The following is a 23419-nucleotide window of genomic DNA, read 5'->3' as shown; positions in this document are numbered from 1 at the left end:
TGCATGTCTCTGTTCTGTGTTCTGTATGCCTTCGTACAGGCCGCTTACGCGGTCTGGTGCGCCACCAGCGCCAGCGCCGCGATCAATACCGCGAGCAGGGCGATCAATGCCATGGGGTTGAGATTGCCCCACGGATTCTCCTGCTGCAGCCGCGCGCGGTTCGCACGGCAGACGGGACAGCGGCCCTCGTTCACGGGCGCCGCGCAGTTCGCGCACACCAACCGGTCGTACGTCATGCGCTCGCCCTCCTTGCACCGGCTATCACAGACACAACGCCGCGGGATACGAGAACGTTCCCGAACGTTCCCCTCCACTGTGCCAGGTTCCGCGGGATTCGGCGCGGCTCGCCTTATCCTGCCCCGACCTTGTGCGTTCCAGCCCTTCAAATCAGTGACAAAACGCGCAAGCGTCGCACAACCCCGGACGCCGACTGCGCGGGCACACCCGGGTCGCGTATGGTCACGCTCACCTACCCCCGGCTACCCGTGGTGCACCCGTGATCCGATTCGACAGTGTCTCCAAGGTCTACCCCAAGCAGACCCGCCCCGCTCTCAGGGACGTCTCCCTGGAAGTGGAGAAGGGCGAGTTCGTGTTCCTCGTGGGGTCCTCCGGCTCCGGAAAGTCCACCTTCCTGAGGCTGGTCCTCCGCGAGGAGCGGTGCAGTCAGGGCCAGGTGCACGTGCTGGGCAAGGACCTCGCCCGCATCTCCAACTGGAAGGTGCCGCAGATGCGCCGCCAGCTGGGGACCGTCTTCCAGGACTTCCGCCTGCTGCCGAACAAGACGGTCGCCGAGAACGTGGCCTTCGCGCAGGAGGTCATCGGCAAGTCCAAGGGCGAGATCCGCAAATCGGTGCCCCAGGTGCTCGACCTCGTCGGGCTCGGCGGCAAGGAGGATCGCAGGCCCGGTGAGCTCTCCGGTGGTGAGCAGCAGCGCGTGGCCATCGCGAGAGCCTTCGTGAACCGCCCCAAGCTCCTCATCGCGGACGAGCCCACCGGCAACCTCGACCCGCAGACCTCCGTCGGCATCATGAAGCTGCTCGACCGGATCAACCGGACCGGCACCACCGTGGTGATGGCGACGCACGACCAGAACATCGTGGACCAGATGCGCAAGCGCGTCATCGAGCTGGAGAGTGGCCGCCTCGTCCGTGACCAGGCACGTGGCGTCTACGGCTACCAGCACTGACCGCCGACCGACCCGCCGTCTGATGTCCGTCCACGGAAAGGCCTGAAGAAGCCGCCATGCGCGCCCAGTTCGTACTGTCCGAGATCGGTGTCGGTCTCCGCCGCAACCTGACGATGACCTTCGCGGTCGTCGTCTCCGTAGCCCTGTCCCTGGCCCTCTTCGGCGGCTCGCTCCTGATGAGCGACCAGGTGACGACGATGAAGGGCTACTGGTACGACAAGGTCAACGTCTCGATCTTCCTCTGCAACAAGAGCGACGCCGAGTCCGACCCCAACTGCGCCAAGGGCGCGGTGACCGACGACCAGAAGGCGCAGATCAAGTCCGACCTCGGCAAGATGTCGGTCGTCCAGAAGGTCGTCTTCGAGTCCCAGGACGAGGCGTACAAGCACTACAAGCAGCAGTTCGGCGACTCGCCCCTGGCCAGTTCGCTCACGCCGGACCAGATGCAGGAGTCGTACCGCATCAAGCTCAAGGACCCGGAGAAGTACCAGGTCATCGCGACGGCCTTCGACGGCCGTGACGGCGTCCAGTCGGTGCAGGACCAGAAGGGCATCCTGGACAACCTCTTCGGCCTCCTGAACGGCATGAACTGGGCCGCCCGCGCGGTGATGGCCCTCATGCTCGTCGTCGCCCTGATGCTGATCGTCAACACGGTGCGCGTCTCGGCGTTCAGCCGTCGTCGCGAGACCGGCATCATGCGCCTGGTCGGCGCGTCCGGCTTCTACATCCAGGCCCCGTTCATCATGGAGGCCGCGGTCGCCGGTCTGATCGGCGGCACGGTCGCCTGCGGATTCCTGGTGGTCGGCCGGTACTTCATCATCGACCACGGCCTGGACCTGTCCCACAAGCTGAACCTGATCAACTTCATCGGCTGGGACGCGGTGTTGACGAAGCTCCCGCTCATCCTCGCGACGAGCCTCCTGATGCCCGCGCTTGCGGCGTTCTTCGCGCTGCGCAAGTACCTGAAGGTGTGACACATGCCAAGAGGGCCGTACGGGCAACCGCCCGTGCGGCCCTTCGCGTTGTCCTAGACTCACCGCCATGTCAGGTCGTGACCTGTTCTGTCAGCCCCGCCGCATCCGCCGCGGGGCCGCCCTGACATTGGTGTTCGCGAGCGTGCTGGTGGCCGGTGCGGCGGCCGGGTCGTTCGACGAACCCGACCTGTCCGACCGGAAAACGGGGTCCGGTACGGCCCGTTCGGCGTCGGTGAGTTCACACGAGGACGTCGCGAAGGCCGCCGCCGAGGCGAAGGCCGACGGCAAGTCGCCCATGGAGGCCGCCGAGCGCGCCGTCAGCCGCAGCGGGGACCGCTGGGGTGCCGTGTACTCCCAAGGGGAGTACGAGGAGTTCGAGGAGGCCCTCGACGGCCAGTACACCGGCGTCGGGCTCTGGGCCCGGCGCGAGCGGGACGGCCGGATCGAGGTGACCAAGGTGCAGTCCGGGTCGCCCGCCGCCGCCGCGGGTGTGCACAAGGGCGACCGGCTACGGACCGTCGACGGCGAGAACGTCGACGGACAGCCCGTCACCGAGGTCGTCTCCTTACTGCGGGGCGACGCCCAGGACGCCGCCGCCGGTACCGCCGTCACCCTCGGCCTGGAGCGCGGCACGCACGCGTGGAGCGAGACCGTACGGCGCGCCCGCCTCTCCACCGACTCCGTGACCGTCCGCAGGCTGCCCGGCGAGGTCACCGTGATCAAGATCGCCGCGTTCACCAAGGGCGTCGGCGACCTCGTCCGCACCGCCGTGCGACAGGCCCCGGCCGACTCCGCGTTCATCCTCGACCTGCGCGGCAACTCCGGCGGCCTGGTCACCGAGGCCGTCACCGCCGCCTCCGCCTTCCTCGACGGCGGCCTCGTCGCCACCTACGACGTCGACGGCCAGCAGCGCGCCCTGCACGCGGCCACCGGCGGCGACACCACCAGAGCCCTGGTCGCGCTCGTCGACGGCGGCACGATGAGCGCGGCCGAGATGCTCACCGGCGCCCTCCAGGACCGCGGTCGCGCGGTCGTCGTGGGCTCCAGGACCTTCGGCAAGGGTTCGGTCCAGATGCCGAGCAAGCTCCCCGACGGCGTCGTCGCCGAACTGACCGTCGGCCACTACCGCACCCCCTCCGGCCACACCGTCGACGGCCGGGGCATCACCCCCGACCTCGATGTCACCGCACAGGGGCAGGCCGCCGTGGAGCGCGCCGAGACGGTGTTGAGCGGGCTCGGCGACGCGTCGTAGGCGTTCCCGATCGCCGTCCGTAATCGCCTTTCCCTCGGACCCCCTTGTAGTGCGAAAATGGGCAGCACTATGAGCAAGGGAATGTACGTACCCAAGGAGTCCCAGCCCAAGCAGGGCGGCGGGGCCGCCGGCGGCAAGGCCAGGGACGGCGAGAAGGGCGGCAAGCGCAAGATCGTCGCCCAGAACAAGAAGGCCCGGCACGACTACGCGATCATCGACACCTTCGAGGCCGGTCTCGTCCTGTCCGGCACCGAGGTCAAGTCGCTGCGCGAGGGCCGGACCTCGCTGACCGACGGCTTCGTCCAGATCGACGGGGGCGAGGCGTGGCTGCACAACGCCCACATCCCCGAGTACCACCAGGGCACCTGGACCAACCACTCCGTGCGCCGCAAGCGCAAGCTCCTGCTGCACCGCGAGGAGATCGACAAGCTGGAGTCCAAGATCCAGGAGACGGGTCACACGATCGTGCCCCTCGCCCTGTACTTCAGCAACGGCCGGGCGAAGGCGGAGATCGCCCTCGCCCGCGGCAAGAAGGAGTACGACAAGCGGCAGACCCTGCGCGAGAAGCAGGACCGCCGGGAGTCGGACCGCGCGATCGCGGCGGCGAAGCGGAAGCAGCGCGGCGAGTAGCCACACGGAATACGGTGGCATCGGCGCGCGTTGTTCACGTACGATGGCAACTGCACCCCACAGCGGGTGCGCATCCCTCTTCGGAGGGGCTTGAAAAAACAACATGGGGATGATCGGTTTCGACAGCGGCTGTCGAAGCAGGTGAAGCGTGTCGAGGAAGCGGCAATGATCTCGTTAACCATATGTCGCAACCAATAATCGCCAATTCCAAGAGCGATTCCCAGTCCTTCGCCCTCGCTGCCTAATAACAGCGACTGAAGGACCCTAAAAGGGTGTCAGCCCGGGGGTGTTCCCGACCCGGACCCTGGCATAATCTAGGGAACTAAACCGTCGAGCCCGGTCACGGGGTTCGATGGGAAATCAAACAGTGACTGGGCCCGTCGGCGACTTGTTCGCGTGATCACCGGGGCCGAGAAAATCACAGCGAACTGCACACGGAGAAGCCCTGATTCTGCACCGGTGGACGCGGGTTCGATTCCCGCCATCTCCACTCATCCCATGTGGGTAAAGGCCCCGCTGCTTCGGCAGCGGGGCCTTTTTCCTTTCCATTCGGTGAAGTCGGTTCAGCGGAGCGAGAAGGTCGACAGCCGCAGGCCGTCGCTCAGGACCAGATACACGTCCGTACGGCCCTTCGCCGCGCCGCCCGACAGGTCGGCGGTCACCGTCTCATAGTCGTACGACGATGCCGTCCCGCCCGCGCGTGCCGTACCGACGAGCCTGCCGGTCGGAGAGCCGAGCCGGACCTCGATCGTGCCGGCGGCCGTCCCGGCGACCTGGGCTGTGAACTTCGTTGTCCCCGCGCCCAATTCCGCGTCCGTGAACTTCAGCCACGCACCCTCCGCAGCCGCACCCACCGCCGTACCGCTCGCTTTCGACTCGTCCACGAGGTGAATGCCGGAGTAGTCGTCGAAGTTCTCGGCGCGGGTCGTTCGGGACAGGTTTCGGGGTGGGATGGTCTCGCCGTGGACGCGCCAGGTCGTGCGGGCGCGGATGTCCGCCGACGATGCTCCGGCCATGACGTCGTACGTGCCGCTTTCCACCGCCCATTTCGAGCGGGTGACATCCCAGTGGGCGAGGTCTTTCTGCTGGATTTTCAGGCGGACCGTCTTTGTCTCGCCGGGTTCGAGCGATACCCGCTGGAAGGCTTTCAACTGCTTCAGGGGTTCTTTGTCCCGTGATGTGCGCTGGTGTGTGTAGAGCTGTACGACCTCGTCGCCCGCCCGGGTGCCCGTGTTCGTCACCGGGACTTCGTAGCCGCCGGCGACGGGCTTCAGGGTGCCGTAGCGGAAGGTCGTGTACGAGAGGCCGTAGCCGAAGGGGTAGAGCGGGGTGCCCTGGAAGTACTGGTAGGTGCGGGCGGACTTGATGATGTCGTAGTCGAGGATCGACGGGAGGTCCGACTCCGAGCGGTACCAGGTCTGGGTGAGGCGGCCGGACGGGTTGGTGTCTCCGTAGAGGATGTCGGCGAGGGCGTTGCCCGTTTCCTGGCCCCCGTGGGAGGTCCAGAGGAGGGCCGGGACTTCCTTCTGCAACGCACCCAGCGTGGTGGGGTAGCTGTTCTCGACCACGACCACTGTCTTCGGGTTGGCCGCGTGGACCGCCTTGACCAGGGCCTCCTGGGTCGGGGCCAGGGCCATGTCCGTGCGGTCGTGGGCCTCGCGGCCGTTGATCGACGGCATGGAGCCGATGACCACGACCGCCGCGTCCTTGCCCTTGACCGCCGCCACCGCGTCGGCGACTCCGCTGCGGACCACGTCCTTCGCGTAGTGCGCGGCCTGGTCCTTGGGGACCAGGCCCAGGGTGCCGTTCGCGTCGGTGGGGCCGAGGTAGAGGGGGTTCGACCACCAGGACTCCGACGTTTCGTAGCCCGCGTACTTCAGCAAGTACGTGCCGTCGTCCTGCTGTTCCAGTTTGAACTGCTGCTGGACGTACCAACCGTTGGGCTGGGTCTGGTCGTTGACGAAGTTCGACCAGTTGTAGCCGACGTATTTGCCGTTGGCGGCCGAGCGCAGGGTCACGATGCCGGAGCCCCAGTCGAAGGCGTCGAACTGGTCGGCTGCTGTCGGGGTGTTCGTGGCCTCCTGCAAGGGTGCGCCTGTGTCGCCGGTGCCTGCCGTGACGTACTTGCCGGTTGCCGTGTCGCGCAGGGCGATGCGGTCGACGCCCTCGCTGGTGGTCACTCCGGTGCCCAGTTTTGAGGCGATGCCTTTCGCGGGGGTGACGGCGTAGGGGAGCGTGCCTGAGTACCAGTCGGTGTAGAGGGTGTCGGCGAGGGGGCCGACCACTGCTACGTTTTTCTGTGACACTTTCAGCGGAAGTGTCACACTTTTCTTGAGCAGCACCATCCCCTCGGCCGCGGCTTTGCGCGCCAACTGCTGATGCGCGGGGCTGTTGATGACGGACGCGTCGATCGAGCCGTACTTGCCGCCGCCCGGGTCGAACTCACCGAGGCGGACGCGGACGGAGAGGACGTGGGAGACGGCCGTGTCGATGTCCGATGACTTCAACAGGCCCTGCTGGAGAGCCGAGTTGATGGCCGTCGTCGTCGGTCCCGGGTCCGCGCTGTTGTCCGTGAAGCTGTCGATGCCCGCCTTGAGCGCTGCCGCGTCGCCCTCCGCGATCGTGGGGTAGTACTGCTGCGGAGCGACGAGGTTGCCGGGGGCGAACGCGTCGGTGACGTTCAGCAGGGACTGGTCGGTCCACTTCCGCACGACGTCGTTCAGGTCCGGATTCACCGTGGCGGGGCGGCCGTTGACGAGGTTGTACGACGTCATCACGCCCGTTGCCGCGTCCGCCTCGATCGCGGGCTTGAAGGCCGCCTCGTCGTACTCCTTCGCCACCCGTGGGCGCAGGTCGGAGGACGTGGTCGCGCGGTCGACCTCGTTGTTGTAGGCGAGGTAGTGCTTGAGGGTGGGGGCCGTCTTGAGGTGGTTCGGGTCGCCGCCGGTCAGGCCCTCGCCGTACGCCGTCGAGAGGGCGCCGGTGAGTTCCGGGTCCTCGCTGTAGCCCTCCTCGTTGCGGCCCCAGCGCGGGTCGCGGAGGAGGTTCACCACCGGGGCCCAGAGGTTCAACCCCCAGCCGTCCGGGCGCTGTTGCTGGAAGCCGCGGGCCTCGTCGCCGACCGCCGAACCGACCTGCTGCATCAGCGCCGGGTCCCAGGTCGAGGCGAGTCCGATGGCCTGCGGGAAGACGGTCGCCTTGCCGAGCCAGGCGACCCCGTGCAGGGCCTCGGTGCCGGTGCGGAAGGACTGGATGCCGAGGCGGGGGATCGCGGGCTCGTACTGGTGGAGGAGGGAGATCTTCTCGTCGAGGGTCAGGCGGCCGAGGAGGTCGTCAACACGCTTGCTCACCGGGAGAGTTGGGTCGCGGAAGGGGTACGGGGTGTCGGCGGTCGCCGGGACCGTCGCTCCCAGGCCGGCGATCAGGGCGAAGGCGACGACGAGCGTGGTTCTGTGTCTTCTTCTCTTGCCTTTCATGTCACGGCTCCTCAAGTAGGGCCTTGCATGCGGGCGTTACGGAACTCGGAGGCCTCAGGGTGCGTTGCGCGGTGCCGTGCTCGCGCGTTCCGTCAGCCGGGGGGACAGCAGCGTCGCGTCGGGGACGGTCTTGCCGCCCAGCTTCTTCATCAGCAGCTCGACCGCCCGGGCGCCCAGTTCGGCGCTGGGCAGGGCGACCGACGTGACCGGAACCCGTACGGACTCGGCGAGTTCGTCGGGGCAGATCGCGGTGATCGACAGATCGCCGGGGACGCGCAGCCCGAGCTGCTCGAAGGCGTCTATCAGGGGTTCGAGGAGCGGCTCGTTGTGGACGACGACTCCGGTCAACGCGGGCTGCTCGCGCAGAAGTTGTTCCGCTACGGCGGCTGCGGCGCCCGGTGCTGCCTCACAGGGGTGGACGGACGAGGCGAGCCTGTTGCGGTCGGCGGCGGCCGTGAAGCCCTGAACGACCCGCTGGGCGAAGGCGGTTCCGCGGACGTACACCTCCGGCGGGGAGCCGACGAGGGCGACGACCCGGTGGCCGAGCCCCGCGAGCCGTTCCACGCACAGCTCGCCGGCCGCCCTGAAGTCGAGGTCGACGCAGGTCAGTCCGTCCGCCTCGGCCGGGAAGCCGATCATCACCGACGGGCGGTCCAGGGAACGGAGCAACGGCAGCCGAGGGTCGTCGAGTTGGACGTCCATCACGATCATCGCGTCGACGAGCGCCGAGTCCGCGACCCGCCGTAAGCCCTCCTCGCCCTCCTCCTGGGTGAGCAGCAGCACGTCGTGGTCGTGGCGGCGGGCGGTGGTCACCACGGACACCGCGAACTGCATGACGACCGGGACGTGGATGCCGGTCCGTAAGGGGATCACCAGCGCCAGGACGTTGGACCGACTGCTGGCCAGGGCGCGGGCGCCGGCGTGCGGGCGGTAACCCAGTTTGCGGATGGACGCCTCGACGCGTTGCCGGGTCTCCTCGGAGATCGGGCGTTTGCCGCTCAGGGCGTACGACACGGTGCTGGGGGAGACCCCGGCGTGCCGGGCCACGTCCGTGATCTTCACCATCAGCCCAGCTCCAGGGTCAGGAACCCGCTGCCCGACTTCGACCGCGAACCGGCGGCCAGCGCCCACGAGATGGACGGATCCGTGCAGGACGCCCGGAGCGTGTCCCCTTCGCGTACGACGGTGAAGGTCACCTCTCCGACCTGCACCGTCACCTGTGCGCCCCGCTCCAGGGCGTACGCCCGCAGAGTGACGCCGTCGGCGTGGTCGTAGTCGGGCCGGTCGGCCACCGCGCCGACCGGGATCACCGCGCCGGGCCGGACCAGGAGCGGCACGCTGTCGAAGCCGTGGCGTTCGCGCACCCAGCGCGGGCCGGTGACCGTGTCGCCGGTGAGGTAGTGGGTCCAGGTGCCCTCGGGGACGTAGTACGAGACGTCCCCGTCGTCGCTGAACACCGGTGCCACCAGCAGGTCTTGGCCGAGCATGTACTGCCGTTCCAGGTGCGCGCAGCCGGGGTCGTCCGGGAACTCCAGCACCATCGCCCGCATCATCGGCACGCCCTCGGCGGAGGCGGTGCGCGCGGTCTCGTAGAGGTACGGCATGAGGCTCAGCTTCAGGCGGGTGAACTGCCGTAGTACGTCCACGGATTCCTCGTCGAAGAGCCATGGGACGCGGTACGAGGAGCTGCCGTGCAGGCGGCTGTGGGAGGACAACAGGCCGAAGGCCAGCCAGCGTTTGAAGAGGGCGGGGGTCGGGGTGCCCTCGAAGCCACCGATGTCGTGGCTCCAGTAGCCGAAGCCCGAGAGGCCGAGGGAGAGGCCGCCGCGCAGGGACTCGGCCATCGACTCGTATGTCGCCTCGCAGTCGCCGCCCCAGTGAACGGGGTACTTCTGGCTGCCGGTTGTGGCCGAGCGGGCGAAGACGACCGCCTCGCCCTCGCCGCGGTGTTTACGCAGGACGTCGAAGACCGTGCGGTTGTAGAGGTAGGTGTAGTAGTTGTGCATCCGCTCGGGGTCGCCGCCGTCCGCGTAGGCGACGTCGACCGGGACGCGCTCGCCGAAGTCGGTCTTGAAGCAGTCGACGCCCTGCGCGAGGAGCGCCTCCAGCTTTCCGGCGTACCAGTCGCGGGCGGTCGGGCTGGTGAAGTCGACCAGGGCCATGCCGGGTTGCCACAGGTCCCACTGCCAGACGCTTCCGTCCGGTCGGCGGAGGAGGTGCCCAAGTGCCTTGCCCTCGGCGAAGAGCGGGGAGCGCTGGGCGATGTACGGGTTGATCCAGACGGAGATGTGCAGGCCGCGTTCCTTCAGCCTCGCCAACATGCCTTCCGGGTCGGGGAAGACCCTCGGGTCCCATTGGAAGTCGCACCAGTTGAACTCGCGCATCCAGAAACAGTCGAAGTGGAAGACGGAGAGCGGGAGTTCGCGCTCCCGCATGCCCTCGATGAACGACGTCACCGTCTCCTCGTCGTACGAGGTGGTGAAGGACGTCGACAGCCACAGGCCGAACGACCAGGCGGGCGGGAGGGCCGGGCGGCCGGTGAGGGCGCAGTACTTGCGGAGGATGTCCTTGGGGGTCGGGCCGTAGATGACGTAGTACGTCAACTGCTGGCTCTCCACGCTGAACTGGACCCGGGAGACCGCCTCCGAGCCGACCTCGAAGGAGACCTTGCCGGGGTGGTCGACGAAGACGCCGTAGCCCGCGTCGGTCAGGTAGAAGGGGATGTTCTTGTAGGCCTGTTCGGTGGCGGTGCCGCCGTCGGCGTTCCACATGTCGACGACCTGGCCGTTCTTGACGAGCGGGCCGAAGCGTTCGCCAAGTCCGTAGACGGAGGTGCCCACTTGGAGCCCGAGCTGCTCGCGCAGGTAGTGGGCGCCGGTCGCGTCGCGCATGATGCCCATGCCCTTGGGGCCGCTGCTCGTGAGGGTGCGGCCATGGGCGAGGAAGTCGACGTGCCAGGGGCCGGTGCGGGCCACCTTGACCGAGAGCGCGCCGGAGGTGAGGGTCGCGTGCTCGTCGTCATAGGACGTGTGGATCGCGAACTCTTCGGTATGTACGTCGAATTGGGGGCCACGCGGCTGTTCGCCCTCGAAGTGGGTGAAGGTGACGCCGATGACGTCGGGCATCGGGGCGTGGGCGCTGATCGTCACGACCGGTCCCTTCAGCAGGTCGCCGCGGTGGCGGATGGGCATGGTCGGGGCGTGGATCTCCAACGCGCCCTCGGGGGACGTGACATCGAGGACCTCGACCGGGTGGGCGGCGGTGACGCCCTCGCGCAGCAGCCAGTAGCCGTCGGTGAACTTCATGTGGGGGGTCCCCTTACTACTTGACGGCACCCACGGCGATGCCGCGCGTGAGGGTCCGCTGGAAGACGAGGAAGAAGACGATGGCGGGCAACACACCGAGCAGGGCAGCCGCGTTGGTCATCGTGGCGTCCATCAGGCGCTGGCCCTGGAGGACGCCGAGGGCCACCGACACGGTCTGGTTGTCGTTGGAGATCAGCATGACCAGGGGGAGCAGGAACTCGTTCCAGGTCCAGATGAAGAAGAAGACCAGCAGGACGCCGATCGTGGGGCGGCTGACCGGGACCACGATCCGCCAGAGCACCTGCCACTTGTTGGCGCCGTCGATCCGGGCCGCTTCGAGGATCTCGCGGGGGAACTGGCCGAGCACGGAGGAGAGGAGGTACGTGCCGAACGCCGCCTGGATCACCGTGAACACGATGATGACGCTCAACCTCGTGTCGTAGAGGCCGACTTGCTTGCTCAGGTAGTAGATCGGGTAGACCAGCGCCTCCTGCGGCAGCATGTTGGCGAGGACGAAGAAGGCCAGGACCCACGTGCGGCCCTTGATACGGCCGATGCCGATCGCGTACGCGTTGAGGACGGAGAGGGCGGCGGCGAGGAGGGCCACCGAGCCGCTGATCAGGGCCGAGTTGAAGAGTTTCTGGCCGTAGTCGACGCGTTGCCAGAAGTCCTTGAGGCCGTCCAGGTAGACGCCGTTGGGGAGACTGAGGGGGCCGTGTTCGGAGTACTCGGCCGGTGACTTCACGGCGTTGACCACGACGATCAGGAACGGCACGACCATGAAGAGGGCCGCGAGGCACAGGGCGATCAGTACCGGGTAGCGGCGCAGGGCGGTCGTCATGCGCGGTCACCTTCCTCCGCGCGGGTCTGGAGTTTCAGGAACGCGAGGGAGAGGACCAGGATGATCACCGTCAACACCGTTGATATCGCGGCTCCGTAGCCGACCTGGGTCTTCTCGAAGAACGTGGTGAAGGAGAAGTAGGACGGGACGTCGGTCGCGCCGCCCGGGCCGCCCTTCGTGAGCACGTACACCGCGCCGAACACCTTGAGCGCGGCGATCGTGCACCAGGTGAGGACGACGTAGATCTCCGGGCGGATCTGCGGCAGCGTGATGTGCCAGAAGCGGCGCCACCAGCCGGCGCCGTCCAGCTCGGCGGCCTCGTAGAGCTGGGGGTCGACGCGTTGCAGTCCGGCCATGAACACCACGAGCGGGAAGCCGAGTTGGACCCAGACCATGACGCCCATGACGCTGTAGAGCGCGAGGTCCGGGTCGCCCAGCCAGTCCTGCTGCCAGGAGCCCAACCCCACTGCTTTCAACAGGGCGTTGAGGGAGCCGTTGTCGGGGGCGAGGATCCAGCTCCAGACGATGCCGGCGACCGCGATCGGGAGCACCTGGGGGAGGTAGAAGCAGGCGCGGAGGATCGCGGCCATGCGGGTGCCGAAGTGTTTGGCGATGTAGTCGAACAGGGCGGCGGCCAGCACGAGTCCGACGATCGTGGGTACGGCCGCCATCGCCACGACCATGAACAGGCTGTGGCGGAAGGACGCCCAGAACTCCGCATCGTCCAGCAGGTCACGGTAGTTGGCGAGGCCGGTCCACTTGGGGTCGCCGACGCCCTGCCAACTCGTGAAGCTCACGGCCGTGTTCATCAGGAACGGGACGACGATCACGGCGAGGGCGGCGAGGGCGCCGGGGACGAGGAAGAGCGCGTAGGAGTTGCGGGGGTGGGGGCTACGAGGGTTGCGCGGGCCGGGGTGTCGGTTCCTGCGGGTGGCCCGCGCGCCCTTCTCGACGGTGACCGTCATGTCGACGGGACGCCCTTGTCGTACGCCTTCTGCAGGTTGCTGAGATAGGCGTCCGGCTTCTCGCTGTTCGTGATCAGCTTCTGGGTCTCGGAGACGAGGACATCGTAGAAACCGGGGACCGGCCAGTCCGGGTAGAAGGCGAGGCCGTCGCGGGCGGAGACGGTGTTGAAGTTGGCGATGAGTTCCTTGGACTTGGGGTCCGTGATCGCGGAGGTGTCGGCCGCGACCGGGATGCCGCCCTTGTTGCCCATCAGGTTCTGGATCTTCTTCGACAGGGTGATGTCGATGAAGTCGTAGGCGAGTTGCTTGTTCTTTGCACCCTTGGGGACGACCCAGATGTTGCCGCCGGAGCCGAGGGTGAGGTTCGAGCCGGGCCAAAGTGCCGTGTCCCAGTCGAACTTGGCCTCCGTCTGGAAGCGGCCGTACCACCAGCTGCCGGAGAACAGGATCGGGGCCTTGCCCTGGATCCAGGAGACTCCGGCGTCCTCGGCCTTGGTGGAGCTGGAGGTCTTGGCGATGTAGCCCTTCTTCACCCAGTCGGCGAAGGTCGTCGCCGCGTACGTCCAGGCCGGGTCGTGGAAGTCCGTCTTGCCCTTGTACAGCTCGTACTTGTCGACCCAGGCGCGGTCGGCCTTCGAGAGGGCGAGTTGGTAGAGGTACTGCTGGGCCACGTACTCGGCGCCGGCGTTCGCGAGGGGGGTGATGCCCTTCGCCTTGAACTGGCCCAGTGCAGTGGTCAGTTCGTCGAACGTCTTCGGCTCGGCGATCTTGTACTTCTTGAAGAGGGCCTTGTTGTAATAGACCATCGTGTACTCGCCGTAGTCGGTGACGCCGTACCACTTGCCGGAGCCCATCACTCCGTTGGCGTTGTAGACGTCCGTGGTGCCTACGCTCGCGGGGATCTTCTTGTCCCAGCCGCGCTTCGTCGCTTCGGCGGTCAGGTCGGTGAGCAGGCCTTGTTTCGAGAGCAGGCCCGCCGTCGCGTTGCCCTTGTTGTACTCCATGATGTCCGGCGCGTCGGATGAGTTGAGGACCATCGGGGCCGTCTTCTGGATCTGCTCGAAGCCCTTCTCCTCGAACTTCACCTTGACGCCCGGGTGTTGGGCCTCGAACTCCTTGATGGCCTCGTTCCAGGCGACGCCCATCGCGCTGTCGGGGCCCTCGTAGTGCCAGAGCTTGAGGGTCTTGCTGTCCGAGGAGTTGCTGTCGGAGCCGCCGCAGGAGGAGAGGAGCAGAGACCCCGTCAGGATCGCCGCGGCCGTCATCGCTTGCCTTCGTGTCGTCAACATCCAGGGCCTCCGGGGGAGTCGGATGGGTGTCGAAGCGCTTCGATGGAGGAAGGTATGCAGGGGGTGCTGATGCGTCAATGGGTTAGGCGGAGATTGGCGCAAGCGATTCGATGAAAGGGGGCCGACAGAAGGGGTCGGCACAAGGGGTTCCGACACAACGGGGGCCTCCCGGTCGGCCGAGGTCCCGGGCGTGAGCGGTTGCGGTACAGAGAGTGCCGCTGAGATTGACCTTGCTGAGGCTGGGCTGCCTCGCGGGGACGTGACCGGCCGTCGGATCCTGGACGCCGGCCGCGGCGCGGGCCCGCTGTTCGCCGCGCTGTGCGAGCGCGGCGCCGTCGTCACCGGCATCGACTCCAGCGCCGGGATGCCAGCGCCGGGATGCCAGCGCCGGGATGCCGGCGCCGGCGAGGCGGCGACTCGGCCGCTCGGCGGCTCGGCGACGACGTGGCCCTGCGCGTGGTCGACCTGTGCGCCCCGCTGCCGTTCGATCACGGTGTGTTCGACGACGTGGTCGCGTCACTGAGCCTGCGCTGTCCGGAGGACTCGCGCACTGTCCGGAGGACTTGAGGCCGACGCCGGCCGAGTTCCGGCGGGTGCTTCGGCCCGGCGGCCGGCTGATCGCGTCGGTGGGGCCACCTCTTCGTGGCCTACGCGCACTCTTCGTGGCCTACGCGGAGCGGGATCCCTGGCCCGACCACCACGCGACCACCAGCCACACCCTCGACTGGACACTCACCGGGCGTCCGTCCCGATGGAGTTCCGGCGCGGGCCGTTGCGCGCGATGACCGATGCCTTCACCACCGCATGTGATCTGGGCGTATCGCCCTCCGCGTCACGAGCCGTCGCGCAGTTCGTGCAGACGCTCGCCGGTGAAGTGGATGTCGTCGAAGGTGACCGCACAGCCGTCACCGGTCGGCGACTGTGCCTCGAAGCCGATGGAGGCGGGCGTGGAGGTGTCGTCGAGGGTGAAGAAGCGGATCATCCGCCAGGTCTTGCCGTCGAGGGACGCGTGGTAGGCGAAGGCGTGATCGATTCGGGAGACGCGCAGCCACACCGTCCGGCCGTCGACAACGAAGGCGTTGGCGTCATCCGCGACACCGCGGGCGACCACGGAGACGATCATGGGCTCGCGGTCGGGAGAGAATTCGAAGCAGAGCTTGCCCCAGTTGCGGTCATCGATCCACAGGAGCAGTACGCCGGCGTCGAAGGTGGACTCGAAGTCGACGGTGACGCGTGCGCTGAACTGGAAGTCACCCTCCGGGGGGACGCCGAGCAGGGTCGCGGCGTTGAGCATGGACTCGGCGTTGAGCTGCGAGTCCGCTCCCGGGTCGATGAAGATGTCGCTGTGAGCGGCCGCCGCGACTGTCAGCGTGGCCGTCGCCTCGTCGGTGGTCCACGCCTCGCCGGACGACGGCGAGAGGGTGAAGGGCAGGCCGGGCACGTTACGGGTGATGGTCATGTCGTTTCCTCCTGCGGGATGAGGTCGTGGAGGGTGCGGCGGACGACGTCCTCGGTGAACTCCTGTGGCAGGAAGTACCGTTGCAGGCCGATGCCTTCCTGCACGGCGTCGATGACGTGACCGCTGACGCCGTGGATGTGGCGGGAGACGGCGTCCTTGGCACGTCGCATCCACTGCCGCATCAGTTCGGCGTAGCGTTCGTCGCGGATCGCCAGAACGTACAGCTCCGCCAGCAGGACCATGTCGCGCCTGCGGTCGCGGGAGTCCGTGACGATCATCCGGACGAGGCGCTCACGAGGGTCCTCGCCAGGTTCGAGATCTCCCATGGACTCGTCGAGCGGTGAGAAGAGATCGTTCGCGAAGCGCTCGAACGCGATGAAGATCAGATCGTCCCGGTTCGGGAAGTGGTAGGTCATCGACCCGAGAGGCACGTCGGCTGCCGCGGCGATGGTGCGGTACGTCGCGCCGCTCAGCCCCCGCTCCTCGATGATGTCCAGCGTCACGGCCAGGATGCGGTCTCGTCGCTGCGGCTCGGTTCGCCGCGCTACGGCACTCATCGGCTCGGAACTCCCCGCGATCGGCACCCTGGGGCTACTTGCCTCATCGCACCATAAGAACGTTCGTACGATAAGGGTGCGAACACATCGCGCCGGTTCAGCGCGGTGAACTGCCCCCGGTAGACACCTACTTCCTCGCCGAGATGCTGACCGGCCCGGTGTACCTGTACGTCGGCCGCGGCCTGCACCCCTTCACCCGCACCGAGGCGGAAAGGATCACGGATGTGGTCCTGGCCGGACTGCGGCACACGGCGGGACAGCCCTACGACGCACGGTCAGCAGCGCCGTTGCCGTTGCAGCTGTCGCTGCCGCCATGGGTACCGCGAAGCCCGCCGTCGGTGACGCGTGCTCCGCCACCCAGCCTCCCGTCGCCGAGCCGCAGGCGATCCCCAGCAGCAGGCCCGTCACCGCCAGGCTCATGCCTTCGTTCAACCTCCCCTCGGGAGTGCGGTGTTGGACGAGTGTCATCGCGGTGATCATCGTCGGGGCCGTTGCCATGCCTGCCAGTAGCAAGGCCGTCCCCAGCGCCGGGAGCGAGCCCAGCGTGCTCGCTGCCAGCAGTGGCAGGGACATCAGGGCGCTCATCGCCAACAGGCACCACCGCAGGCGGCGTTCCGGCGGCCCCGTCGGTTTCCGCTTGCCGTAGAGCAGGCCCGCCGCGCAGGAACCGGCCGCCTGGAGCGCCAACACCGCGCCGCCCGCGGCGCGTTGGCCGGCCGCGTCGGCGTACGCCAGCGTGCCGACCTCCATCGAACCGAACACCGCGCCCGTCGCCACGAACCCGGCGATCAGGGGTGGGATGCCGGGGCTGCGGAGCGGGGAACCGCCCTTCGGGGTCGGGCTCGGCGGGGGTTGCGTCTCGCGTTGTGCCGTGTAGATCAGGGTGCCGGTCACGAGGAGGACCGCCCCGGTCAGTGTGCCCGCCTCCGGGAAGAACGTGCCGCACAGGAAGGCCGCGAGTGCCGGGCCCAGCATGAAGCACAGCTCGTCGGCCGCCTGCTCGAAGGAGTTCGCCGTGTGCAGGGCCTCGGAGTCGCCGTCGAGCAGGTGGGCCCAGCGGGCGCGGGACATGCCGCCGGTGTTCGGGGTCGTCGCGGTGGCCGCGTAGGCGGCGAACAGGGTCCAGTCGGGAGCGCCGTAGCGGACGCAGAGGAGGAGGGTGAGGGAGCCGAGTGCTGCAACTGCCGTTGCCGGTAAGGCTGTTCGGGACTGGCCGTGTCTGTCGATGAGCCGGGCGATCCAGGGGGCGGCCAGCGCGGTCGCCGCCAGACCCGTCGCCGTCACCGCGCCGGCGAGGGCGTACGAACCCCGTGAACCGGCGATCATCACCACCGCGCTCACGCTGAACATGCCTGCGGGGAGGCGGGCGATGAGGTTCCCGGCGGTGAAGGCTCGGGTGCCGGGGATGGTGAACAGGCGGCGGTAGGTGGGCTGTTGGGGCGTACGACGTGGCATGGGGCAACCGTCGCCCGCAGTGGATCACCGGGTCCAACACCTGGTCCGCGTCGATTCACGCACCTGCGTTGTAAGTTCGCCGGATGCCCTCGACGCCCCGGATGCCCGTCCACGTGGATCCCCGACTCCTCCGTGCCTTTCTCGTCGTGGCCGAGGAGCTGCACTTCACCCGCGCCGCCGCCCGCCTGTACGTCGCCCAGCAGGCGCTCAGTCGTGATGTGCGGCGGCTGGAGCGGGAGTTGGGGGCCGAGCTGTTCGTGCGGACCACTCGGCAGGTGACCCTGACGGCGGACGGTGAGCGGCTGGTGCCGTATGCGCGGCGGGTGCTCGGGGCGCAGGACGAGCTGCTCGCCGCGTTTCGGGAGGTCCAGCCCCGGCCGCTGCTCGTCGATCTGAACTCGCCGGGGCTGGGCACCGGGCGCCGTGTGCTGCACCGGGCCCGTGAACTCGCCCCGGAGCAGGAGCTGATGGCTCGCTATGAGAGTGGACTGGCGGGCGCGGCAAGGGAGTTGATGGCCGGGCGGCTCGATGTGTCGTTCGGGCGGTTCGCCGGGCTGGAGCCGGGACTGCGGGCCGGGCTCGATCATCAACTCGTACGGTACGAGCCGATGGCGGTCGTGCTGCCCGAGGGACATCGGCTGGCGGCGCTCGCGGAGGTGCCGGTGGACGCGCTCGCGGGGGAGGGCGTGTACGCCGGGGCCGGGAATCCGCGTACTCCGGAGTGGACGGATCTCGCGCGTCGTTTGTTCGAGGGGCGTGACATCGAGGTTGCCGGGCCCGTACCCATGGCCGTAGGCGAAGAGGAGTTCGAACGGGTCATGGCGAAGACGGGGACCCCGATTCTCGCCGTGGTGGATTTTCCGGCCATGGCCCGGACGGTGTTGCGGCCACTGGTGGACCCGGTGCCGTTGTCCGCCGTGTCGCTCGTGTGGCGAAAGGGGCTGGTGCACCCCGGATTCGATGCGCTTCGACGTGCTGCGGTGGAGATCGGCAACGTCGACGGATGGCTGCGTCGGCCGGTGGATGGATGGATTCCGGCCATCGACGTGGACATGCTAAAAAGGAGAAAATGACGCATCCCGCCACATGAAGTGCTCCCCGTGCGCTACCTTCAGGGCCTGAGCACGGTGTGGTAAGGGGGGCGCGAGGACCGGGTGGGGGCCCGGTTCGGCGGCGTGTGCTCAGGGTCGTTGGCGCACCCGGAACAGTCCCGTGGGGGGATGTGCGTGCGCATGGAAAAGTGGCGAGAAGACGCCCAACCGGAATGGCCCCAAGCTGCATCCGCGACCAGAGAAGTACCGGTCATGGGCGGAGAGGCCGAGGAGGCGTTCCCGGACACTGAAGCGACCGGAACAGCCGGAGAAACCAGAGGGACCAGAGGACCAGAAATCCTGGAGGGCGGCCGGCATGCCGCCAAGGTCGGTCGAAATATCGGCTCGGACGGTCGGCATGGCGGCGCGGATGGTCGTCATGCGGGCAAGGACAGCCGTCGTACGGCCAAGGACGGTCGTCGTATACGGACCGGGTGGCCCGAGCCGCCCACCGGGAAGGACGTGTCCGCCATCGGTGCGGGAATCCTCGCCGATCCCTGGGGCGCGTCGCCGGAGACGGGGGCGGGGACCGGGATCGGGACCGGGGCTGAAGGGGGAGCGGCCGACCCCGACGAGGTGACCGTTCAGCTCGACGGGCCCGCACCGCAGGGGGAAGCCGGAGGTAGGCCCGGCTCCGGTAACGACGGTTCCGACAAGCCCGTCTTCGTCGACGAGTCCGGCCGTCGTAGCCGTAGGTACCGGCGGTTCGGTATGGCCGTCGGCATCGCGTGCGCGGTGTACGCCGTCGTCATCGTCATCACGTTGCTGTCCGGCAGTTCGGACGCGCCGTGGCTTCCGGTGCCGGGGCAGAAGGACGACGCGCCCGCGGGCAAGGTCGACACCTCACCGGCGCCGTCCGACTCCGGTCGGCCGTCCGGCGGCAGCGGCAGCGTGGCGCCGGGGAACATTCCGACGGCGAGCGACGGCACGACGCCGTCGCCGGGCGCGAGCGTGAGCGGCACGACCGGCGCGTCCGCGAAGCCCGGTGCCAAGACGAGCGCGTCCGCGTCGCCCGGGGCGTCCGCGAGCAAGAGCGCCGCGGCGCCGACGAGTGGCGGCGCGAGCAATCCGGTCGTACAGCCTTCGCTGCCGGTCTCGCCCTCGCCCGACCCGACGCCGTCGACGGCCACGAGTGCGCCGTCCGACCCGACACCGACCCCGAGCGCGACGACGGGCACCGGCACGGTGGCCGACGCCCCGAGCACCCCGTCGCCCGTGGCACAGGGGCCGGCCGCTCCCTCGGAACCGGCACCGGCACCGTCCAAGACTCCGGAGCACATCCTCTGATGGCATCGCACAACCGCCGCCCCAGGGCCACGAACCAGGCCCCGGGCGGCCGTCACGGATCAGCTCCAACGAGTCCGGTGACTCCCGCAACTCCGCCTGTCTCGAAGGGAGTTGGGCCCGGCGTCCGCAAGGGAGACGAGCCCGGTGTCGCTGCCCCGCGCGCCACGCGTCGCGCCCCGCGCGATCCCCGGCGCCGTCGGCTGTCCATGCGGTTCCTGCTCCCGATGCTGCTCCTCGTCGCGCTGCTCGCGATGCTGATGCTGCGCGGCTATGTGCACAGCGAGATCCTCGCCGACCACCGCATCCGCCCCGAGGCGGCGACCGACAAGGTGCCGGACAAGATCCTCGACGGCGGCCCGGTCATCGACACCCGCAGCGGCCGTACGACCAGCCTGGACGTGCCGGACCACGACATCGTGCTGACCTTCGACGACGGCCCCGACCCGACCTGGACGCCCAAGGTCCTGGACGTGCTCAAGAAGCACCACGCGCACGCCGTCTTCTTCGTCACCGGCACCATGACCTCGCGCTACCCGGAACTGGTCAAACGCATCGTGGCGGAGGGCAACGAGGTCGGCGTGCACACCTTCAGCCACCCCGACCTCTCCTTCCAGTCCAAGAAGCGCATCGACTGGGAGCTGTCCCAGACCCAGCTCGCGATCACCGGCGCGGCGGGCATCCGTACCTCGCTCTTCCGCCCGCCGTACTCGTCCTCCGCCGACGCGATGGACAACCTGTCCTGGCCGGTGACCGAGTACATCGGTACCCGCGGCTACATCACCGTCGTCAACAACACGGACAGCGAGGACTGGCAGAAGCCCGGTGTCGCGAAGATCATCAGTAACGCGACCCCGCGCGGCGGCAAGGGCGCGATCGTCCTGATGCACGACTCGGGCGGCGACCGCCACCAGACGGTCGAGGCGCTGGACAAGTTCCTGCCGGAGATGCAGGGCAAGGGCTACAAGTTCGACAACCTCACCGAGGCGCTCGGCGCGCGCAGCGCGCTCACCCCGGTGACCGGCGTCAACCTGTGGAAGGGCAAGGCGTGGATCTTCCTGGTCCGGGCCTCGGACAGCATCATGGACGTCCTGGTGGTGGGCCTGGCGATCACCGGCTCGCTCGTCATCGCCCGCTTCGCGCTGATGCTGCTGCTCTCCGTCATCCACGCCCGCCGGGTGCGCCGCAAGGGCTTCGCCTGGGGTCCACCGGTGACCGAACCGGTAACGGTCCTCGTCCCGGCGTACAACGAGGCCAAGTGCATTGAGAACACGGTCCGTTCACTCATGGCGAGCGAGCATCCGGTCGAGGTGATCGTCGTCGACGACGGCTCGGCGGACGGTACGGCGAGAATCGTGGAGGCGCTGTTCCTGCCGAACGTCCGCGTCGTACGCCAGGTCAACGCGGGCAAGCCGGCCGCCCTCAACCGCGGTCTGGCGAACGCCAGTCACGACCTCATCGTCATGATGGACGGCGACACGGTCTTCGAACCGGCCACCGTACGGGAGTTGGTCCAGCCGTTCGGCGACCCGCGCGTCGGCGCGGTCGCCGGCAACGCGAAGGTCGGCAACCGGGACTCCCTGATCGGCGCCTGGCAGCACATCGAGTACGTGATGGGCTTCAACCTCGACCGCCGTATGTACGACATCCTCCGCTGCATGCCGACGATCCCGGGCGCCGTGGGGGCCTTCAAGAGAAGCGCGCTGGAGCGGGTCGGCGGCATGAGCGACGACACGCTCGCCGAGGACACCGACATCACGATGGCGATGCACCGCGACGGCTGGCGCGTCGTCTACGCCGAGAAGGCGCGGGCGTGGACGGAAGCCCCGGAGACGGTCCAGCAGTTGTGGTCCCAGCGCTACCGCTGGTCCTACGGCACGATGCAGGCGATCTGGAAGCACCGGGGCGCGCTCCTGGACCGCGGCCCGTCCGGCCGCTTCGGCCGCGTAGGCCTCCCGCTGGTGGCCCTCTTCATGGTCATCGCCCCCATCCTGGCCCCGCTGATCGACGTATTCCTGCTGTACGGCCTGGTGTTCGGCCCGACGGAGAAGACGTTCCTGGCCTGGCTGGGCGTGTTGGCGATCCAGGCGTTCTGCGCGGCCTACGCCTTCCGCCTCGACCGCGAACGCATGACCCACCTCGTCTCCCTGCCCCTGCAACAGATCCTCTACCGCCAACTCATGTACGTCGTACTGCTCCAGTCCTGGATCACCGCGCTCACCGGAGGCCGCCTGCGCTGGCAGAAGCTGCGGCGGACGGGGGTTGTGGGGACGCCGGGAGGTGCGGTGCCGGGGGCACGTGGCGGTGGCGGCAGCAGGAGTGACCGGAGGACTGTGGCATGACGCACGGATACACGACCGGGACAGGCACGAACCCGGATCCCGAGTCGACACCGGCGTACGGGATTCCCCAACAGCGCCAGCAGGAACCGGAGTTGGCGCCGGAACCGACGAAGGCCAAGGGGGCTGGGGGCGGCGGCCGGGACCGTTACCTCGACCTCCTCCGCTCGATCGCCCTCGTCCGGGTGGTCATCTACCACCTCTTCGGCTGGGCGTGGCTGTCGGTCCTGTTCCCTTCCATGGGCGTGATGTTCGCGCTGGCGGGTTCGCTGATGGCCCGCTCGTTGAACCGTCCCGCGCTGGGCGTGATCAGGGGCCGGCTACGGCGACTGCTGCCGCCGCTCTGGGCGTTCGGCGCGGTGGTGCTGGTGATGATGTTCGGGATGGGCTGGAACCCGCTCAAGGACCCTGACCTGGGCGGCACTTGGTGGGGCGCGGCGAAGATCTTCGACTACCTCGTGCCGTTCGGCGCGCCGCCGTATCCCGAGCATCTGGGTTCGGAGTCGGGCCTGTTGGAGAGCACGTGGGCGGACCAGGCGGCGGGCCCGTTGTGGTACTTGCGGGCGTATCTGTGGTTCGTGATCGCGTCGCCGCTACTGCTGTGGGCGTTCCGGAGGGTCCCCTGGGCGACGCTGCTGGCACCCTTGGCGCTGACGGCAGTTGTGGGCACGGGCCTGGTGACCATCCCCGGTGAGACGGGCAACGCGGTGTCCGACTTCGCGGTGTACGGCGGCTGTTGGGTCCTGGGCTTCGCGCACCACGAGGGCGTACTGAAGAAGGTCCCGCGCTACCTCGCGGTGTCGGGCGCGACCGTGATCATGGGCTTCGGGTTGTGGTGGGCGTCGGGTCATCTGGGCCCGGACGGCTGGGACTTGAACGACATCCCGCTCGCGCAGGCGGCCTGGTCCTTCGGCGTCGTGGTGATCCTGCTCCAGTACGCGCCGTCCTGGCAGCAGTTGCCGGGGCGGTTGGCTCGCTGGGACAAGCTGGTGACGCTGTCCAACAACCGTGCCGTCACGATCTACTTGTGGCACAACCTCCTCATCATGGCCACGGTCCCGATCATCGACCAGCTGTACAACCTGCCGTTCATGGAGAGCGACGCGGCGACGTCGTTCCTCGACAAGACGGACACGTTCCTGATGTTCCTGCTGATCTGGCCGCTCATCGCGGTGGCGATCCTCGCGTTCGGGTGGATCGAGGACATCGCCGCGAAGCGGAGTCCGAGGTTGTGGCCCAACGGGGTTGTGCGGGGCAGGAGTCGGCGGAAGGGGACGCCTTCTTAGACGGCGACGGCCACGGCGACCGGTCCGACC

The 23419-nt window shown here is 68.2% G+C and carries 19 protein-coding genes and 1 other RNA gene; 10 read left to right on the top strand and 10 right to left on the bottom strand.

The window, feature by feature from the left end:
* Positions 1–44 precede the first annotated feature (44 nt).
* Complete coding sequence (locus OG588_RS19175) at positions 45–236, bottom strand: hypothetical protein (protein ID WP_019056429.1); 192 nt, start codon at positions 234–236, stop codon at positions 45–47.
* Positions 237–496: 260 nt separating this feature from the next.
* Between OG588_RS19175 and ftsE the strand changes: the two genes are divergently transcribed.
* The 5 genes from ftsE to ssrA all read left to right on the top strand — a co-directional run bounded on the left by ftsE (position 497) and on the right by ssrA (position 4535).
* Positions 497–1186 (top strand): cell division ATP-binding protein FtsE, encoded by a 690-nt coding sequence (gene ftsE / locus OG588_RS19170; protein WP_405948363.1) that lies wholly within the window; start codon positions 497–499, stop codon positions 1184–1186.
* A gap of 56 nt (positions 1187–1242) precedes the next feature.
* On the top strand, positions 1243–2160 hold the full coding sequence (gene ftsX, locus OG588_RS19165) for a permease-like cell division protein FtsX (RefSeq protein WP_393043232.1): 918 nt from the start codon (positions 1243–1245) through the stop codon (positions 2158–2160).
* 67 nt (positions 2161–2227) lie between these two features.
* Positions 2228–3412 (top strand): S41 family peptidase, encoded by a 1185-nt coding sequence (locus tag OG588_RS19160; protein WP_405948362.1) that lies wholly within the window; start codon positions 2228–2230, stop codon positions 3410–3412.
* An 81-nt stretch (positions 3413–3493) separates the two neighbouring features.
* Positions 3494–4042, top strand: a complete 549-nt coding sequence (gene smpB, locus OG588_RS19155) for an SsrA-binding protein SmpB (protein ID WP_405953159.1) — start codon at positions 3494–3496, stop codon at positions 4040–4042.
* Positions 4043–4147: 105 nt separating this feature from the next.
* Positions 4148–4535: a transfer-messenger RNA gene (gene ssrA / locus OG588_RS19150) on the top strand.
* A gap of 70 nt (positions 4536–4605) precedes the next feature.
* Here the strand turns inward: ssrA and OG588_RS19145 are convergent.
* From OG588_RS19145 to OG588_RS19120, 6 genes are read right to left on the bottom strand one after another with little or no spacing between them, the layout of a single operon-like run.
* A complete protein-coding gene (locus OG588_RS19145; protein ID WP_405948361.1) occupies positions 4606–7518 on the bottom strand; it encodes a glycoside hydrolase family 3 C-terminal domain-containing protein in 2913 nt (970 codons plus the stop codon).
* Between the two features lie 54 nt (positions 7519–7572).
* Positions 7573–8583, bottom strand: coding sequence for a LacI family DNA-binding transcriptional regulator (locus OG588_RS19140; protein WP_405948360.1), 1011 nt, complete (start codon positions 8581–8583; stop codon positions 7573–7575).
* On the bottom strand, positions 8583–10823 hold the full coding sequence (gene yicI / locus OG588_RS19135; RefSeq protein WP_405948359.1) for an alpha-xylosidase: 2241 nt from the start codon (positions 10821–10823) through the stop codon (positions 8583–8585). The genes OG588_RS19140 and yicI overlap by 1 nt, the downstream gene beginning before the upstream one ends.
* A gap of 16 nt (positions 10824–10839) precedes the next feature.
* Complete coding sequence (locus OG588_RS19130) at positions 10840–11664, bottom strand: carbohydrate ABC transporter permease (protein WP_019056421.1); 825 nt, start codon at positions 11662–11664, stop codon at positions 10840–10842.
* Positions 11661–12629, bottom strand: coding sequence for a carbohydrate ABC transporter permease (locus tag OG588_RS19125; RefSeq protein ID WP_405948358.1), 969 nt, complete (start codon positions 12627–12629; stop codon positions 11661–11663). Before OG588_RS19125 ends, OG588_RS19130 begins: the two co-directional genes overlap by 4 nt.
* Positions 12626–13894 carry an extracellular solute-binding protein gene (locus OG588_RS19120; RefSeq protein WP_405948357.1) on the bottom strand — a complete coding sequence of 423 codons (1269 nt, stop codon included), beginning with the start codon at positions 13892–13894 and terminating at the stop codon, positions 12626–12628. The genes OG588_RS19125 and OG588_RS19120 overlap by 4 nt, the downstream gene beginning before the upstream one ends.
* Before the next feature lie 283 nt (positions 13895–14177).
* Here OG588_RS19120 and OG588_RS19115 point away from each other — a divergent pair, with 283 nt between their 5' ends.
* Entirely contained in the window at positions 14178–14441 is a 264-nt protein-coding gene (locus OG588_RS19115; protein WP_405948356.1) for a hypothetical protein, read from the top strand.
* 309 nt (positions 14442–14750) lie between these two features.
* On the opposite strand, the gene OG588_RS19110 is transcribed toward OG588_RS19115, so the two are convergent.
* The 3 genes from OG588_RS19110 to OG588_RS19100 all read right to left on the bottom strand — a co-directional run bounded on the left by OG588_RS19110 (position 14751) and on the right by OG588_RS19100 (position 17389).
* Positions 14751–15377 (bottom strand): DUF1349 domain-containing protein, encoded by a 627-nt coding sequence (locus OG588_RS19110; RefSeq protein ID WP_405948355.1) that lies wholly within the window; start codon positions 15375–15377, stop codon positions 14751–14753.
* Positions 15374–15934: a TetR/AcrR family transcriptional regulator gene (locus tag OG588_RS19105; protein WP_405948354.1), complete on the bottom strand. Its 561-nt coding sequence runs from the start codon at positions 15932–15934 to the stop codon at positions 15374–15376. The genes OG588_RS19110 and OG588_RS19105 overlap by 4 nt, the downstream gene beginning before the upstream one ends.
* 216 nt (positions 15935–16150) lie before the next feature.
* Positions 16151–17389, bottom strand: a complete 1239-nt coding sequence (locus OG588_RS19100) for an MFS transporter (RefSeq protein WP_405948353.1) — start codon at positions 17387–17389, stop codon at positions 16151–16153.
* Positions 17390–17490: 101 nt separating this feature from the next.
* On the opposite strand from OG588_RS19100, the gene OG588_RS19095 reads away from it, so the two are divergent.
* From OG588_RS19095 to OG588_RS19080, 4 genes are all read left to right on the top strand, one after another.
* A complete protein-coding gene (locus OG588_RS19095) occupies positions 17491–18462 on the top strand; it encodes a LysR family transcriptional regulator (protein WP_405953158.1) in 972 nt (323 codons plus the stop codon).
* 231 nt (positions 18463–18693) lie between these two features.
* Positions 18694–19767, top strand: coding sequence for a hypothetical protein (locus OG588_RS19090; protein WP_405948352.1), 1074 nt, complete (start codon positions 18694–18696; stop codon positions 19765–19767).
* 206 nt (positions 19768–19973) lie between these two features.
* On the top strand, positions 19974–22106 hold the full coding sequence (locus tag OG588_RS19085; RefSeq protein WP_405953157.1) for a glycosyltransferase: 2133 nt from the start codon (positions 19974–19976) through the stop codon (positions 22104–22106).
* Complete coding sequence (locus OG588_RS19080) at positions 22103–23389, top strand: acyltransferase (protein WP_405948351.1); 1287 nt, start codon at positions 22103–22105, stop codon at positions 23387–23389. The genes OG588_RS19085 and OG588_RS19080 overlap by 4 nt, the downstream gene beginning before the upstream one ends.
* The last annotated feature ends 30 nt before the right edge of the window (positions 23390–23419 follow it).

The sequence above is a fragment of the Streptomyces prunicolor genome (assembly GCF_045162825.1).
Classification (GTDB): domain Bacteria; phylum Actinomycetota; class Actinomycetes; order Streptomycetales; family Streptomycetaceae; genus Streptomyces; species Streptomyces prunicolor.
The sequence above is the reverse complement of the archived record's forward strand: the minus strand, read 5'-3'. Positions and strand labels throughout refer to the sequence as shown.